General features: G+C 65.6%; 16 protein-coding genes. 11 read left to right on the top strand and 5 right to left on the bottom strand.

The genetic code is table 11. The annotated features are described in order from the left end of the window. Positions 1 to 127: 127 nt before the first annotated feature. Complete coding sequence (locus BLQ74_RS23220) at positions 128 to 1,153, bottom strand: LysM peptidoglycan-binding domain-containing protein (protein WP_090267225.1); 1,026 nt, start codon at positions 1,151 to 1,153, stop codon at positions 128 to 130. Positions 1,154 to 1,290: 137 nt separating this feature from the next. Between BLQ74_RS23220 and def the strand changes: the two genes are divergently transcribed. The 6 genes from def (at position 1,291) to kdoO (ending at position 6,841) form a co-directional block, all read left to right on the top strand. Next, entirely contained in the window at positions 1,291 to 1,797 is a 507-nt protein-coding gene (gene def, locus BLQ74_RS23215) for a peptide deformylase (RefSeq protein WP_090267222.1), read from the top strand. A gap of 70 nt (positions 1,798 to 1,867) precedes the next feature. Next, positions 1,868 to 2,812: a methionyl-tRNA formyltransferase gene (fmt, locus tag BLQ74_RS23210; RefSeq protein ID WP_090267219.1), complete on the top strand. Its 945-nt coding sequence runs from the start codon at positions 1,868 to 1,870 to the stop codon at positions 2,810 to 2,812. Next, positions 2,809 to 4,119 carry a 16S rRNA (cytosine(967)-C(5))-methyltransferase RsmB gene (rsmB, locus tag BLQ74_RS23205; protein WP_090267217.1) on the top strand — a complete coding sequence of 437 codons (1,311 nt, stop codon included), beginning with the start codon at positions 2,809 to 2,811 and terminating at the stop codon, positions 4,117 to 4,119. Before fmt ends, rsmB begins: the two co-directional genes overlap by 4 nt. A 42-nt stretch (positions 4,120 to 4,161) precedes the next feature. Beyond that, complete coding sequence (trkA, locus tag BLQ74_RS23200) at positions 4,162 to 5,535, top strand: Trk system potassium transporter TrkA (RefSeq protein ID WP_090267214.1); 1,374 nt, start codon at positions 4,162 to 4,164, stop codon at positions 5,533 to 5,535. An 11-nt stretch (positions 5,536 to 5,546) separates the two neighbouring features. Beyond that, entirely contained in the window at positions 5,547 to 5,858 is a 312-nt protein-coding gene (locus BLQ74_RS23195) for a tetratricopeptide repeat protein (protein ID WP_090267212.1), read from the top strand. A gap of 104 nt (positions 5,859 to 5,962) precedes the next feature. Further along, positions 5,963 to 6,841 (top strand): Kdo hydroxylase KdoO, encoded by an 879-nt coding sequence (gene kdoO, locus BLQ74_RS23190; RefSeq protein ID WP_090267210.1) that lies wholly within the window; start codon positions 5,963 to 5,965, stop codon positions 6,839 to 6,841. 9 nt (positions 6,842 to 6,850) lie between these two features. Here kdoO and BLQ74_RS23185 read toward each other — a convergent pair whose 3' ends face one another. The 3 genes from BLQ74_RS23185 to BLQ74_RS23175 form a co-directional block, all read right to left on the bottom strand. After that, entirely contained in the window at positions 6,851 to 7,504 is a 654-nt protein-coding gene (locus tag BLQ74_RS23185; RefSeq protein ID WP_090267207.1) for a 7-cyano-7-deazaguanine/7-aminomethyl-7-deazaguanine transporter, read from the bottom strand. Between the two features lie 114 nt (positions 7,505 to 7,618). After that, a complete protein-coding gene (locus BLQ74_RS23180) occupies positions 7,619 to 7,879 on the bottom strand; it encodes a PilZ domain-containing protein (protein ID WP_090267203.1) in 261 nt (86 codons plus the stop codon). Between the two features lie 219 nt (positions 7,880 to 8,098). After that, positions 8,099 to 8,986 (bottom strand): lysophospholipid acyltransferase, encoded by an 888-nt coding sequence (locus tag BLQ74_RS23175; RefSeq protein WP_090267200.1) that lies wholly within the window; start codon positions 8,984 to 8,986, stop codon positions 8,099 to 8,101. Between the two features lie 256 nt (positions 8,987 to 9,242). Here BLQ74_RS23175 and BLQ74_RS23170 point away from each other — a divergent pair, with 256 nt between their 5' ends. After that, a complete protein-coding gene (locus BLQ74_RS23170; protein WP_170842857.1) occupies positions 9,243 to 9,599 on the top strand; it encodes a hypothetical protein in 357 nt (118 codons plus the stop codon). 90 nt (positions 9,600 to 9,689) lie between these two features. On the opposite strand, the gene BLQ74_RS23165 is transcribed toward BLQ74_RS23170, so the two are convergent. After that, positions 9,690 to 10,238 (bottom strand): DNA-3-methyladenine glycosylase I, encoded by a 549-nt coding sequence (locus BLQ74_RS23165; protein ID WP_090267197.1) that lies wholly within the window; start codon positions 10,236 to 10,238, stop codon positions 9,690 to 9,692. 94 nt (positions 10,239 to 10,332) lie between these two features. Here BLQ74_RS23165 and glyQ point away from each other — a divergent pair, with 94 nt between their 5' ends. From glyQ to BLQ74_RS23145, 4 genes are read left to right on the top strand one after another with little or no spacing between them, the layout of a single operon-like run. Beyond that, positions 10,333 to 11,280, top strand: coding sequence for a glycine--tRNA ligase subunit alpha (glyQ, locus tag BLQ74_RS23160; RefSeq protein WP_090267194.1), 948 nt, complete (start codon positions 10,333 to 10,335; stop codon positions 11,278 to 11,280). Further along, positions 11,280 to 13,334 carry a glycine--tRNA ligase subunit beta gene (gene glyS, locus BLQ74_RS23155; protein WP_090267190.1) on the top strand — a complete coding sequence of 685 codons (2,055 nt, stop codon included), beginning with the start codon at positions 11,280 to 11,282 and terminating at the stop codon, positions 13,332 to 13,334. Before glyQ ends, glyS begins: the two co-directional genes overlap by 1 nt. Positions 13,335 to 13,385: 51 nt before the next feature. Further along, positions 13,386 to 13,916 (top strand): D-glycero-beta-D-manno-heptose 1,7-bisphosphate 7-phosphatase, encoded by a 531-nt coding sequence (gene gmhB / locus BLQ74_RS23150; protein ID WP_090267187.1) that lies wholly within the window; start codon positions 13,386 to 13,388, stop codon positions 13,914 to 13,916. A 13-nt stretch (positions 13,917 to 13,929) separates the two neighbouring features. Further along, positions 13,930 to 14,691 (top strand): lysophospholipid acyltransferase family protein, encoded by a 762-nt coding sequence (locus tag BLQ74_RS23145; RefSeq protein ID WP_090267183.1) that lies wholly within the window; start codon positions 13,930 to 13,932, stop codon positions 14,689 to 14,691. The last annotated feature ends 203 nt before the right edge of the window (positions 14,692 to 14,894 follow it).

The following is a 14,894-nucleotide window of genomic DNA, read 5'->3' as shown; positions in this document are numbered from 1 at the left end:
CATTGCGCGGCAAGGGGAGTCCCGACTATGCCGCCCCTGCGCCACCATGCCTGTCGGACGCTTCGGAAAATCGCCCGGCGCAAAAGAAAAACCCCGCATCGGCGGGGTTCTTCTCGGGCATCGGGACTCAGGGATTGCGCACTTTGTCCTGCACTTCCAGCGAGCGGCTGGCCGTGAGCACCAGGCCATAGCTCAGGCGGTTGTAGGTGCGGAAGATCATCACCAGGCCGGAGCGCTCGTTGGGAATCTTCACCAGATCGCCGCTGACGCGGTCGCGCACGGTTTCACCGAGCTTGTAGATGGCCAGGACGTTGCCTTCTTCGAGGCCGTCGCGGGCGCCCTTGTCGATGGTCACCACGTCGTACTTGCCGATCTGCGTCACGCCGCGCGGCACGTCGATGATGGTGCCCTGGATGCTGCGCTTCGGCTCGCTGGGCATGAAGGTCGAGGTGATCGCGCGCTCCTCGGTGGGGAACAGGCGGTCGCCCGGGCGCACTTCCTGAGTGGAGCGGGTGAGGTTCAGCGTGGCGATGTCGTCTTCCTTGGCCACGACGTTGGCGCTGCCGACGTCCATGGCATCGATGCCGAGGACTTCCTTGGTGTCCGGGTCGGTGTAGACCTTGCCCTGGCGGAAGATGCCGTAGCTGCCCTCTTCGTTAAGCTGGCGGCCACGGGCATAGGCGCGGTCACCGGCGCCGCTGACCACGCGATCGGCGTCGCCGGCGACCATGTAGGGCGCATTGCTGAAGTCACCTTCGCTGTTGACGATGCGGTTGGACAGCAGGAAGGCGTTGATCTTCTCCAGCGGGATGGTCGGCACCGCCTCGGCGATGGGCGTGCTGCGTACCTGCGGGGACAGTTTGATGGTGCCGTGGGAGGCGCCGCGATTGAGGACGATGCGCGGCTGACCGTTCACGTAGACCAGGCTGAGGACGTCGCCCGGATAGATCAGGTTCGGGTTGCGGACCTGTGGATTCACCTGCCAGATTTCCGGCCACTTCCAGGGCTTGCTCAGGAACTTGCCCGAGATGTCCCAGAGGGTATCACCCTTGACCACCGTGTAGCGGTCGGGATGGCCATCCTTGAGCTGCACAGCCCCCTGCGCCACGCTCCCTGCCGCCAGCAGCAGCACGGCGAGTAGTGTTTTCCTCATGCGGTGAATCCCTTTATTATGTGTACCCACAAACGCGTGAAAGCCGCCCCTACCGGGCTTTCCAGCGATTTTTCGATGCTGCTCATCATCTTAGCAGCCGATTTTTACTTTATTCCACAAGTGCATCACAAACGCATATGGCCATTCTGAACATTCTCGAATTCCCTGATCCGCGCCTGCGCACGATCGCCAAGCCGGTCGCGGAGGTCGACGACAGCGTACGTCAACTGGTCGACGACATGTTCGAAACCATGTACGAGGCACCGGGCATCGGCCTGGCCGCTACCCAGGTGAACGTGCACAAGCGCATCGTGGTGATGGACCTGTCCGAGGACAAGTCCGAGCCGCGCGTGTTCATCAATCCCGAACTGGAGCTGCTCACCGAAGAGATGGGCCAGTACCAGGAAGGTTGCCTGTCGGTGCCCGGCTTCTACGAGAACGTCGACCGACCGCTGCGCGTGCGCGTCACGGCACTGGACCGCGACGGCAAGCCCTTCGAGGAGATCGCCGAAGGCCTGCTGGCGGTGTGCATCCAGCACGAGTGCGACCACCTCAACGGCAAGCTGTTCGTCGATTACCTGTCTACCCTCAAACGCGACCGCATCAAGAAGAAACTGGAAAAGCAGCACCGCCTCCAGGCTTGAGCCCGACGCCCGAAAGGCTTGCTCCGGCAAGCCTTTTTTCTTTTCAGCGCACCCGCATGAGTGACCCCGCATGAGCCAATCCCTCCGTCTGGTCTTCGCCGGCACCCCGGAGTTCGCCGCCGCACACCTCAAGGCCCTGCTCGACGGCCCGCACCAGATCGTCGCCGTCTACACCCAGCCGGACCGCCCGGCCGGCCGCGGGCAGAAGCTGATGCCCAGCCCGGTCAAGCAGCTCGCGCTCGAACACGGCCTGCCGGTGCTGCAGCCGGCGACCCTGCGCGACCCGGCGGCCCAGGCCGAACTGGCGGCGCTCGCGCCGGACCTGATGGTGGTGGTGGCCTACGGCCTGATCCTGCCGCAAGTGGTGCTCGATATCCCGCGCCTGGGCTGCATCAACAGCCATGCCTCGCTGCTGCCGCGCTGGCGCGGCGCGGCGCCGATCCAGCGCGCGGTGGAAGCCGGTGATGCCGAGAGCGGCGTCACCGTGATGCAGATGGAGGCCGGCCTGGACACCGGCCCGATGCTGCTCAAGACAACCACGCCCATCTCGCCCAGCGACACCGGCGGCAGCCTGCATGACCGCCTCGCCGAGCTCGGCCCGCAAGCCGTGGTGCAAGCCATCGAAGGCCTGGCCGCCGCCACGCTGCAAGGCGAAAGACAGGACGATGCCCTGGCCACCTATGCGCACAAGCTGAGCAAGGACGAGGCGAAGCTGGACTGGCGGCGCCCCGCCGAGGAGCTGGAGCGCCGCGTGCGCGCCTTCGATCCCTGGCCGGTGTGCCATACCACGCTGAATGGCGAAGCCTTGAAAGTCTGGGGTGCGCGCCTCGGTGAAGGCCGTGGCGAGCCCGGCAAGATCCTCGCCGCCAGCCGCGACGGCCTGCTGGTCGGCTGCGGCGAAGGCAGCCTGTTGCTGACCCGCCTGCAGCTGCCCGGTGGCAAGCCGCTGGCCTTCGCCGATCTGTTCAACAGCCGCCGCGACCAGTTCGCCATCGGCCTGGTGCTCGGCCAATGAACGCCAGCCCGCGCCTCGCCGCGGCGCGCGCCCTGACAGCGGTGCTGGCCGGCCGTGCCTCGCTGGGCAGCTCGCTGCCGCCGCAACTGGAGCAGGTCGCCCCACGCGATCGCGGCCTGACCCAGGAACTGGCCTTCGGCGCCGCCCGCTGGCAGCCGCGCCTCGCCGCGCTGGCGGCGCGCCTGCTGCAGAAGCCGTTCAAGGCCGGCGACCGCGATGTCGAGGCGCTGCTGCTGGTCGGCCTCTACCAGTTGCTGTACACCCGCATTCCCGCCCACGCCGCCATCGGCGAGACCGTCGGTTGCGCCGACAAGCTGAAGAAGTCCTGGGCCAAGGGCCTGCTCAACGCCGTCCTGCGCCGCGCCCAACGGGAAGGCGAAACGCTGCTGGCCGAGGTCGATCGCGACCCGGCGGCGCGCCTGGCGCATCCGCGCTGGCTGCAAAAGGCGCTGAAGCAGGCCTGGCCGGAGCAGTTCGAAGCCATCTGCGCCGCGAACAACGCCCACCCGCCGATGACCCTGCGGGTCAATCGCCGCCATGGCAGCCGCGACGCCTACCTTGGCGAACTGCAGGCTGCCGGCATCGCCGCCAGCGCCTGCGCGTACAGCCGCGACGGTATCCAGCTCGAACAGCCATGTGACGTCCGCGAGCTGCCGGGCTTCGCCGATGGCCGCGTCAGCGTACAGGACGAAGCCGCGCAACTGGCTGCGGATCTGCTCGAACTGGCCCCCGGCCAGCGCGTGCTCGACGCCTGCTGCGCGCCGGGCGGCAAGACCTGCCACCTGCTGGAAGCCGAGCCCGGCCTGGCCAATGTGCTCGGCGTCGACCTGGAAGCGGCGCGCCTGGTGCGCGTGCGCGAGAACCTCGCGCGCCTGCGGCTGGACGCCACCCTGGTCGCCGCCGATGGCCGCGATACCGCGGCCTGGTGGGACGGCAAGCCATTCCAGCGCATCCTGCTGGACGCGCCCTGCTCGGCCACCGGGGTGATCCGCCGTCACCCGGACATCAAGCTGACCCGCACCGCCGAGGACATCGCGGCCCTGGCGCAGTTGCAGGGCGAGCTGCTCGACGCCCTCTGGCCGACCCTGGAAGTCGGCGGTGTGCTGCTTTACGCCACCTGCTCGGTCATGCCGCCGGAGAACAGCGACGGCATCGGCGCCTTCCTCGCTCGCACGCCGGGCGCGCGTGAACTCGACCTGGCCGGTCCCTGGGGCATCAAGCAGGCCCATGGCCGCCAGTTGCTGCCGCAGGAAGGCGGGCACGACGGTTTCTACTATGCCAAGCTGATCAAGATTTCCGCCCGTTAACTCCGCGCGGCGCCGTCAGCAACCAGGCGTAGAGCCCATCCCATGAAGATCATCATCCTCGGTGCCGGCCAGGTCGGCGGCACCCTGGCCGAGCACCTGGCCAGCGAAGCCAACGACATCACCGTGGTCGACACCGACGGCGAGCGCCTGCGCGACCTCAACGACCGCCTGGACATCCGCACCGTACAGGGCAAGGCGTCGTTCCCCACGGTATTGCGCCAGGCCGGCGCCGACGATGCCGACATGCTGGTGGCGGTGACCAACAGCGACGAAGTGAACATGGTCGCCTGCCAGGTCGCCTACACCCTGTTCAACACGCCGACGCGCATCGCCCGGGTGCGCGAGTCGGCCTACCTGACCCGCACCGGTCTGTTCGACAACGACGCCATCCCGGTGGACGTGCTGATCAGCCCGGAACAGGTGGTGACCAACTACATCAAGCGCCTGATCGAGTACCCCGGCTCGCTGCAGGTGATCGACTTCGCCGAGGGCAAGGCGCAACTGGTGGCGATCAAGGCGCACTATGGCGGCCCGCTGATCGGCCAGGAGCTGCGCCAGCTACGCGAACACATGCCCAACGCCGATACGCGGGTGGCGGCCATCTACCGACGCAACCGGCCGATCATCCCCCAGGGCGACACCGTGATCGAAGCCGACGACGAAGTCTTCTTCATCGCCGCCAAGGCCCACATCCGCGCGGTGATGGGCGAGATGCGGCGCATGGAGGAAAACTACAAGCGGATCATCATCGCCGGCGGCGGCAACATCGGCGAGCGCCTGGCCGAGGCCATCGAAAATCGCTACCAGGTGAAGATCATCGAGATGAACGCGGCGCGCTGCCGGCATCTGTCGGACAACCTGGACAGCGCCATCGTCCTCCAGGGCAGCGCCTCCGACCGCGACCTGCTGCTGGAAGAGGATATCGGCGAGACCGACCTGTTCCTCGCCCTGACCAATGACGACGAGGCCAACATCATGTCCTCGCTGCTGGCCAAGCGCCTGGGCGCGCGCAAGGTGATGACCCTCATCAACAACCCGGCCTACGTCGATCTGGTCCAGGGCGGCGAGATCGACATCGCCATCAGCCCGCAGTTGGCCACCATCGGCACCCTGCTGACCCATGTGCGCCGTGGCGATATCGAAAGCGTGCACTCCCTGCGCCGGGGCGCCGCCGAAGCCATCGAGATGGTCGCCCACGGTGACGCCAAGTCGAGCAAGGTGATCGGCCGCAAAGTCAGCGAGGTGCACCTGCCGCCGGGCACCACCATCGGCGCGGTGATCCGCGATGAAGCGGTGCTCATCGCCCACGGCGAAACGCAGATCGAAGCGGGCGACCATGTGATCCTTTTCGTGGTCGACAAGAAACGTATCCGAGACGTCGAGCGGCTGTTCCAGGCCGGGCTGACGTTCTTCTGAGGGGCTAGCCGATGCTCGAAGGTCTGGAAAAGATGCTCGCCAAGGGTGTGGATAACCCACTGCTGCGCTTTGGCCTGGGCAAGGGTTACCTGGACGCCGGAGATGCGGCAACCGCGGCCGTGCACCTGCGCCGCTGCGTGGAGCAGGATCCGAAGTACTCGGCGGCGTGGAAGCTGCTGGGCAAGGCCCTGCAGGCCCAGGGCGACCTGGACGGCGCGCGGCGCGCCTGGAGCGATGGCCTGGCTGCGGCCCAGGCCCACGGCGACAAACAGGCCGAGAAGGAAATGACGGTATTCCTGCGCAAGCTGGACAAGGCGCGCTAGGAAGGAACGCGATAAGGCCGGCACCTTTCCGGCAAAATCATTACGAAATATGTCTAGACTCATCCAGCAGCAGGTCTTGGTCATTAGCCAATGCTGGAGCTCCCATGTCAGCCGCACGTCCCGTACTGACCCTGGCGGACTGGCGTCCGCATGCCACGCCACCGAGCGACACACTGATCGAACGACTGGAACGCGGCGCGGTGCTGCTGTTCCCGGACCTTGGCTTCGCCCTCAATGATGAGGAACAGGCGCTGCTCGACCCCGCCTGGGTCGATCGCGGGCGCAAGAATGTCAGCCTCACCCCGCTCGACGGCCACTTGAATGGCATCAGCGACCCCGGCGCACGCCGCATTGCCAGCCAATTGCTGGAGCGCTACTACCGCTTCAGCCTGAATTTGCTCGAACAACTCTTCGTCGCTTACCGCGGCAACCTGCACCACCCCACCACCAGTCTGCGCCTGCACGCCATTGCCAACTGGTCGGAGCGCAGTTCCTGGCGCAAGGACGACCGCCGCCTGCACATCGACGCCTTTCCTTCGCGGCCGATCCATGGCGACCGAATCCTCCGCGTCTTCAGCAACATCAACCCCGACGGCCAGCCTCGCCGCTGGCGCCTCGGCAGCGATTTCGAAAGCTTGTGCCGGCGCTACTTGAGCGATCAGAAAGGTGCGAATCCATTGCACACCTGGTTGCTCGCGCAGTTGAAGATCACCAAACGCCGCCGCAGCGACTATGACCACCTGATGCTGCGTTTGCACGATCGCATGAAAGCCGACGAACGCTTGCAGGAGGAGCCGGCGAACACGGTGGATTTCCCTGCGGGCAGTACCTGGATCTGCTTCAGCGACCAGGCAGCCCACGCGGTGAGCGCCGGCCAGTTCATGTTGGAGCAGACGGTGCTCTTGCCCGTGACGGCGATGCAGGACCCGCAGCGCTCGCCACTGGCCGTGCTGGAACGCCTCAAGGGCCGCCGCCTGGCGTGAGGGGAGGCCTCAGGCCATGGCCGGCGAGTGCGCGCCGAGCCGGCGCAGGATCGCCCGCAGCAGCATGCCGTAGAGCGGCACGAAGAGGATCAGGCTGACGCCCAGCTTGACGCTGTAGTCGACCGTGGCGATTTCCACCCAGTGCTCGGCCATGAAGGGGTTGGCGCTGTGCCAGAAGGCCACTGAAAAGAACGCGAAGGTGTCCATCAGGTTGCCGAACAGGGTCGACACCACCGGGGCGATCCACCACTGGCGCAGCCTGCGCAGGCGGTCGAAGACCTGGATATCGAGAATCTGCCCGAGGGCATAGGCGAAGAAGCTGCCCAGGGAGATGCGCGCGACGAAGGTGTTGAACTCGGCGAGGGCGGCGACGCCGCGGAAGGCCCCCTCTTGGAACAGCACCGAGACGCCATAGGATGCCAGCAGCGCGGGCAGCATGACGCGGGCGATGACCAGGCGCGCAGGGCCCTTGCCGAGCAGGCGCACGGTCAGGTCGGTGGCCAGGAAGATGAACGGGAAGCTGAAGGCGCCCCAGGTGGTCTGCCAGCCGAACAGGGTCATCGGCAGCTGCACCAGGTAGTTGCTGGCGATGATGATGAGGATGTGGAAAACGATCAGACCGGCCAGCGCGTTGCGCCGGGCCGCCGGGGAAAAGGCAGACATGGATGCGTCCTTTTTGGTCGATGGGGTTAGGGAACCCATGCCCGGCCCTATGCCGAGCGGCGCGCATTCTAGCGGATAACGGACCCGAAAGTCAGGTTTCTCGTCGCCTGGCGCTCAGTCGACGAAGCGCAGGCCGGCGCCGTCGCCATCGGTGCGGGTCACCTCCATCTGCAGCACCGGCGCCTCGATGGGCAGGTCCTGGACCTGGCCGGTGACGCGGGTACCGGCGGGGAGCGCGGCGAGGAACTCATGGCGGACATAGACGCCGCCGTCGGAGAGATCGCGGGTATGCCCGAATATCTCACCGAAACTCGAGTGGGCGATCTTGATCCTGCACTTCATCGGGGTACGCGGGTACTGCCTCTGATTGGCCATGTGCGGCATCCTTACCTGAATGTCAGCGCATAGTCCGCCTGATCTGGCGGCGCGGGTCAAGCCATGAATGGCATCGGCCGCCAGCGATCGGCGCCATCGATGACCAGGGACAATCCCCCGCTCGGGCCTTGCGTCGTCCGGCCGTTGACCCCGGCGGGGTAGAGAGGGGCGCCACGGCGGTGGTCGGCAAGCCGGACCGGGCGACGCCCGGTTGTCAGCTCAGTACCACTTGGCCTCGCCTTCGGGGCGCTTCTTGAAGCGCTTCATGCTCCACATGTATTGGCTCGGGTAGGCGCGCACGTACTTGGCCAGTTCGCGGCTGAGGGCGGCCACCGAGACCTCCATGTCCTTGTCGTACATGTCCGCCGGGGCGGCTTCGAGGATGACCTTGTAGCCGCTGCCGTCGGGCAGGCGCACGGCGTGGAAGAACACCCCGCGGGCCTTGCCGCGCGACAACAGCGAGGGTACGAACTTGCTGGTCAGTGCCGTGGTGCCCAGGTAAGGCACGAAGAGGCCGGCGCCGAGAGCCGGCTCCGGGTCGGCCGGAATGCCCACGCAACCGCCGCGCTTCACTTCCTTGATCACGCTGAGGATGCCTTCCGGGGTGGACGGCGCCACCCGGTTGCCGAGCTGCACGCGCTGCTTCTTCAGCAGGTCGTCCACGGCCTTCAGCTTCGGCGGGCGGTAAAAGATGATCGGCTTGGCGTAGGAGCAGTAGAAGTGGTTGAGCACTTCCCAGTTGCCCAGGTGGCTGGTGATGCCGACCAGGCCGTCACCCGACGCCAGCGCTTCTTCCAGAACCTCCATGCCCTCGACTTCGCGGATGTACTGCAGCGACTTCTGCGGCGGCCAGATCCAGGCACAGGCGCTCTCGGTGAGGGTCTTGCCGATGTCCATCAGACTCTGCCCGACCAGCGTCTCCAGCTCCGCCGGCGACAGTTCCGGGAAGCAATGCGCCAGATTGATGCGCACCACCTCGCGGGAGCGGTTGGGCAACTTCCACATCAACCAGCCGATGGCCGCCCCCAGCCCCTGCACCGCGCGCCAGGGCAGCATGGCGAACAGGCGCAGACCGCCCACCACCAACGCACCTTTGAATTTCTCCACGGAAAACTCCTTCAGCCAGATGCGCGCATTCTAACCAGTGGTCATGACCGAAGGCGAAAAGCCTGTGGCGATAGCGGTGACAGACGTGCTAAAGCGTACGAACCGTACCATCACGGCACCCGCACAAGGACGTCGACATGATCCAGCAGACCGAACCGATCCGCCCCCTTCGCTCAACGCAACCTTGCGCGCTTCGCGCAGCGAAACCCTGCGAAGGGGCTCTTCAGGGCCTCCCTGAAAGAAAAGGATCCATCCCATGTCGAAAGAACTCTTTGGAGCCGCCGCTCTCCTCCTGATGGCCATCGGCGAACTGCTGGCCATCTACGCCGAACTGCTCGCCGCCCGCCTGGCCCAGGATGCCGGGCAATCGCTCACACCGCTCTGGCTGCCACTGCTGCTGATCAGCATCGCTGGCATCTGCCTGGTGCTGGCCTACTGGACCGGCTACCGCGCCCTCGGTGATATCTGGCTGGTCTCCGTGCTGTCCATCGTGCTGCTGTTGCTGATGGAGCCGCTGATCATCTGGCTGATGTTCGCTGAACTACCCAAACGCGGCGCCGCCCTGGGCTTTCTCTTTGGGGCACTGGGACTGGCGGCGGCAGTGATTCTCTGACGCCGCGACGTTCACGTCCGCCCTTACGGAGAAATGCCTTCGTGGGAGCGGGCGTAGCCACCTCAAGCCCATGCCCGCGGCTCCCGCGTTTCAGGACAGCTCGGCGTGTCGATCGCAGTCGGTGGTGTGGTCCATGACCATGCCGCTGGCCTGCATGAAGGCGTAGCAGATGGTCGGACCGACGAAGGTGAAGCCGGCTTTCTTCAGCGCCTTGCTCATCGCCTCCGCCTCGGGCGTTACCGCCGGCACCTCGCTACGACCGCCGAAACGATTGATCTTCGGCGCACCGCCGACGAAGGACCAGAGAAACGCCACTGGATCGGGCAGCGCGAGCCAGGCCTGGGCGTTCTGCCGGGCGGCCTTGAGCTTGGCCAGGTTGCGAATGATGCCCGGGTCCTGCATGCGCGCCGCGATTTCCTCGTCGCTCATGCGCGCCAGGCGTTCGGCATCGAAGCCGAACAGGACCTCGCGGTAGCGTTCGCGCTTCTTCAGCACGGTGATCCAGGAAAGCCCGGCCTGGGCGCCTTCGAGTATCAGCAGTTCGAACAGCGCTTTCGGATTGCGCTGAGGGACACCCCATTCGCTGTCGTGGTAGGCGATGTACAGAGGGTCGTCGTTGCACCAGAAGCAGCGTGGCATAAGGCCTTCCGTGTGGTCGGGCGGGGCGCTGGAGCGCACGCGGATGGGGTATACTCCGCGGTTTTATCTTGACACCCCAGCACAGGTGATTTTCGTGAGCCAGACTACGCCCGCCGTGCGCACCTTCCAAGACCTGATCCTGGCCCTGCAAAAATACTGGGCCGACCAGGGTTGCGTGGTGCTGCAACCCTATGACATGGAAGTAGGCGCCGGCACCTTCCATACCGCCACCTTCCTCCGCGCCATCGGCCCGGAAACCTGGAACGCTGCCTACGTGCAGCCCAGCCGCCGTCCCACTGACGGCCGCTACGGCGAAAACCCCAACCGCCTGCAGCACTACTACCAGTTCCAGGTGGTGCTCAAGCCGAACCCGGAGAACTTCCAGGAGCTGTACCTGGGCTCGCTGAAGGCCATCGGCATCGACCCGCTGGTGCACGACATCCGCTTCGTCGAGGACAACTGGGAATCGCCGACCCTCGGCGCCTGGGGCCTGGGCTGGGAAATCTGGCTGAACGGCATGGAAGTGACCCAGTTCACCTACTTCCAGCAGGTCGGCGGCATCGAGTGCTACCCGGTCACCGGTGAGATCACCTATGGCCTGGAGCGCCTGGCCATGTACATCCAGGGCGTCGACTCGGTCTACGACCTGGTGTGGGCCGATGGCCCGTTCGGCAAGGTCACCTACGGCGATGTATTCCACCAGAACGAGGTGGAGCAATCGACCTACAACTTCGAACACGCCAACGTCGAGAAACTCTTCGAGCTCTTCGATTTCTACGAGAGCGAGGCCAACCGCCTGATCGAGCTGCAACTGCCGCTGCCGACCTATGAAATGGTCCTCAAGGCTTCGCACACCTTCAACCTGCTGGACGCCCGCCGCGCCATCTCGGTAACCGAGCGTCAGCGTTACATCCTGCGGGTCCGCACCCTGGCCCGCGCCGTGGCGCAGAGCTACCTGCAGGCGCGCGCGCGCCTGGGCTTCCCGATGGCCACCGCCGAACTGCGTGACGAAGTACTGGCCAAGCTGAAGGAGGCCGAATAATGAGCGCGAAGGATTTCCTCGTCGAACTGGGCACCGAAGAACTGCCACCCAAAGCGCTGAAAAGCCTCGGTGAAGCCTTCCTCGCCGGTATTGAGAAAGGCCTGAAAAGCGCCGGCCTGAGCTATTCGGCTGCCCGCTACTACGCCGCGCCGCGCCGCCTGGCCGTGCAGATCGATGGCCTCGCCGCACAGCAACCGGATCGCACCGTCAATCTCGACGGCCCGCCGCTGCAAGCTGCCTTCGACGTCAACGGCAATCCCACCCAGGCCGCCCTCGGCTTCGCCAAGAAGTGCGGCGTGGACCTGGCACAGATCGACAAGAGCGGTCCGAAGCTGAAGTTCAGCCAGAGCATCGCCGGCCAGCCGGCAGTGAGCCTGCTACCAGCCATCGTCGAGACCTCACTGAACGAGCTGCCGATTCCCAAGCGCATGCGCTGGGCGGCGCGCCGCGAAGAGTTCGTCCGCCCGACCCAGTGGCTGGTGATGCTCTTCGGCGACGACGTGGTGGAGTGCGAGATCCTCACTCAGAAGGCTGGCCGCGAATCCCGCGGGCACCGCTTCCACAACCCGGATCAGGTGCGCATCTCCAGTCCGGCCAACTACCTGGAAGACCTGCGCAGCGCCCATGTGCTGGCTGACTTCGCCGAGCGCCGCGAGCTGATCGCCAAGCGCGTCGCCGAACTGGCCGCCGAGCAGAAGGGCAGCGCCATCGTCCCGGCCGACCTGCTCGACGAAGTGACAGCACTGGTCGAATGGCCGGTGCCGCTGGTCTGCTCCTTCGAGGAGCGCTTCCTCGCGGTGCCCCAGGAGGCACTGATCACCACCATGCAGGACAACCAGAAGTACTTCTGCCTGCTGGATGCCAACGGCAAGCTGCTGCCACGCTTCATCACCGTGGCCAACGTGCAGAGCAAGGCGCCGGAACACATCGTTTCCGGTAATGAGAAGGTGGTGCGCCCACGCCTGACCGACGCCGAGTTCTTCTTCAAGCAGGACAAGAAGCAGCCGCTGGAGCAGTTCAACGAGCGCCTGAAGAACGTGGTGTTCCAAGCCCAGCTCGGCACCGTATTCGACAAGGCCGAGCGGGTTTCCGCGCTGGCGGCGTTCATCGCCGAGCGCATCGGCGGCAACGCGCAGAATGCCGCGCGCGCCGGCATCCTGTCGAAGTGCGACCTGGCCACCGAGATGGTCGGCGAGTTCCCCGAGATGCAAGGCATCGCCGGCTACTACTACGCCACTGCCGGCGGCGAGGCGAACGATGTCGCCCTGGCCTTGAACGAGCAGTACATGCCGCGCGGCGCTGGCGCCGAACTGCCGAGCACCCTCACCGGTGCTGCGGTAGCGGTGGCTGACAAGCTCGACACCCTGGTCGGCATCTTCGGCATCGGCATGCTGCCCACCGGCAGCAAAGACCCCTACGCCCTGCGCCGTGCCGCCCTTGGCGTGCTGCGCATCCTCATCGAGAAGCAACTCGACCTCGACCTCGGCGAGGCCATTGCCGTCGCCGTTGGCCAGTACGGCGACAAGGTCAAGGCCGAGGGCCTGGCTGCCCAGGTCCAGGACTTCATCTTCGACCGCCTGCGGGCGCGCTACGAGGACGAAGGCGTGGATGTCGCCGTGTACCAGGCGGTACGTGCGCTGACCCCGACCGCGCCGCTGGACTTCGACCAGCGTGTGCAGGCCGTGCAGGCCTTCCGTCAACTGGCCGAAGCCGAGACCCTCGCTGCAGCCAACAAGCGCGTGTCGAACATCCTCGCCAAGGCCGAAGGCGAAGTGCCGGCGTCGGTCAACGACAGCCTGCTGAACGAAGCCGCCGAGAAGGCGCTGGGCAGCGCCGTGGCAGCCGCCGCAAGCGAAGTGGCTCCGCTGGCCGCGGCACGCGACTATCGTGCCGCCCTGGCACGCCTGGCCGCCCTGCGCGCGCCGGTCGATGCCTTCTTCGAGGAAGTCCTGGTCAACGCCGACGACAGCGCCGTACGGGCCAACCGCTACGCACTGCTGGCGCAGTTGCGTGGGCTGTTCCTCGGCGTCGCCGACATTTCCCTGCTGGGATAAGGAATGCGAAGAGCCGCCGGCCCCCAGGGCCGGCGGTTCGGAGCCCAGGCCATGAAGCTACTCATTCTCGACCGCGACGGTGTCATCAACGAGGACTCCGACGCCTATATCAAATCCCTCGACGAGTGGATTCCGATTCCCAGCGCCATCGCCGCCATCGCTCGCCTCAGTCGCGCCGGCTGGACCATAGCGGTCGCCACCAACCAGTCTGGCATCGCCCGCGGCTACTACGACCTGGCGACACTGGAGAGCATGCATGCGCGCCTGCGTGAACTGGTGGCGGAGCAGGGCGGTGAAGTCGGCCTGATCGCCTACTGCCCGCACGGCCCCGACGACGGCTGCGAATGCCGAAAACCGAAGCCGGGCATGCTCTGGCAAATCGCGGCTCACTATGACGTTTCGCTCAGCGGCATCTGGTTCGTTGGCGACACCCGGGGTGACCTGGACGCGGCCCTGGCCGTCGATTGTCAGCCCGTTCTGGTGAAGACCGGCAAGGGCGAACGTACCCTGGCCAAGCCGCTGCCCGAAGGTACGCTGGTATTCGACGATCTCGCGGCGGTCGCCGCCCACCTCTTGCCCTAAGGACCCGCTGAACATGTCGACAGTGCAGGCTATCAGAACCACCCTTTTCTACCTGCTGCTGTCATTCAGCGCCTTTGTCTGGGGCACCCTGAGCCTATTCATCGCTCCGTTGCTGCCCTTCCGCGCGCGCTACCGCTTCGTCGTCCAGCGTTGGTGCCGCTTCGCCGTCTGGCTGGCCTGGGTATTCGTCGGCGTGCGCTACCGGATCCGTGGCGTGGAGAATATTCCTGAACAGCCCTGCGTGATCCTTTCCAAACACCAGAGCACCTGGGAAACCTTCTTCCTCTCCGGCTACTTCGAGCCGCTCAGCCAGGTGCTCAAACGCGAGCTGCTGTTCGTGCCTTTCTTCGGCTGGGCGCTGGCGCTACTCAAGCCTATCGCCATCGACCGCAGTCAACCGAAGATCGCGCTCAAGCAACTGGCCAAGCAGGGACATGAACGTCTGCAGCAGGGCGCCTGGGTGCTGATCTTCCCGGAAGGGACCCGCATTCCCACTGGCCAGATGGGCAAGTTCTCCCGTGGCGGCGCCGCCCTGGCAGTGAATGCCAAGCTGCCGGTACTGCCGATCGCGCATAACGCCGGACATTGCTGGCCGAAGAACGGCTGGGCCAAGCATCCGGGTGTGATCGACGTGGTCATCGGACCATTGATGCAGCCGGAAGGCGAAGGGCCACGCGCCATCGCCGAACTCAACCAACGCGCCGAGGAATGGGTGATTCAGACCCTTCGCGAGATGGGCGAACTGCCGCCCCAGGACCAGGCCGACGTCGCCTGAAGACGACAGCGCATCCTCATTTGAGAACAGGGCCGAAAGGCCCTGTTTTCGTTTCTGCGGCATGAAAATGGGTGAGGGTAGGGGAGACTCAACCTGAGTCATAGTGATCGCCCGTAAGCGTTTTTTCCTTGTCGGAGCCGCTGCGATAACTACTCCGTCGTCTCCACTTAAATCAGTATCCAGGCAAGCCAAAGCGGATGGCT

The organism is Pseudomonas panipatensis (assembly GCF_900099785.1).
Classification (GTDB): domain Bacteria; phylum Pseudomonadota; class Gammaproteobacteria; order Pseudomonadales; family Pseudomonadaceae; genus Pseudomonas; species Pseudomonas panipatensis.
This window is presented reverse-complemented; position numbering and strand designations above follow the sequence as displayed.

Excerpts from the sequence above, each read along its gene's own strand:
- BLQ74_RS23220 (WP_090267225.1), bottom strand. The coding sequence starts at position 1,153 with ATGAGGAAAACACTACTCGCCGTGCTGCTGCTGGCGGCAGGGAGCGTG.
- def (WP_090267222.1), top strand. The coding sequence starts at position 1,291 with ATGGCCATTCTGAACATTCTCGAATTCCCTGATCCGCGCCTGCGCACG.
- fmt (WP_090267219.1), top strand. The coding sequence starts at position 1,868 with ATGAGCCAATCCCTCCGTCTGGTCTTCGCCGGCACCCCGGAGTTCGCC.
- rsmB (WP_090267217.1), top strand. The coding sequence starts at position 2,809 with ATGAACGCCAGCCCGCGCCTCGCCGCGGCGCGCGCCCTGACAGCGGTG.
- trkA (WP_090267214.1), top strand. The coding sequence starts at position 4,162 with ATGAAGATCATCATCCTCGGTGCCGGCCAGGTCGGCGGCACCCTGGCC.
- BLQ74_RS23195 (WP_090267212.1), top strand. The coding sequence starts at position 5,547 with ATGCTCGAAGGTCTGGAAAAGATGCTCGCCAAGGGTGTGGATAACCCA.
- kdoO (WP_090267210.1), top strand. The coding sequence starts at position 5,963 with ATGTCAGCCGCACGTCCCGTACTGACCCTGGCGGACTGGCGTCCGCAT.
- BLQ74_RS23185 (WP_090267207.1), bottom strand. The coding sequence starts at position 7,504 with ATGTCTGCCTTTTCCCCGGCGGCCCGGCGCAACGCGCTGGCCGGTCTG.
- BLQ74_RS23180 (WP_090267203.1), bottom strand. The coding sequence starts at position 7,879 with ATGGCCAATCAGAGGCAGTACCCGCGTACCCCGATGAAGTGCAGGATC.
- BLQ74_RS23170 (WP_170842857.1), top strand. The coding sequence starts at position 9,243 with ATGTCGAAAGAACTCTTTGGAGCCGCCGCTCTCCTCCTGATGGCCATC.
- BLQ74_RS23165 (WP_090267197.1), bottom strand. The coding sequence starts at position 10,238 with ATGCCACGCTGCTTCTGGTGCAACGACGACCCTCTGTACATCGCCTAC.
- glyS (WP_090267190.1), top strand. The coding sequence starts at position 11,280 with ATGAGCGCGAAGGATTTCCTCGTCGAACTGGGCACCGAAGAACTGCCA.
- gmhB (WP_090267187.1), top strand. The coding sequence starts at position 13,386 with ATGAAGCTACTCATTCTCGACCGCGACGGTGTCATCAACGAGGACTCC.
- BLQ74_RS23145 (WP_090267183.1), top strand. The coding sequence starts at position 13,930 with ATGTCGACAGTGCAGGCTATCAGAACCACCCTTTTCTACCTGCTGCTG.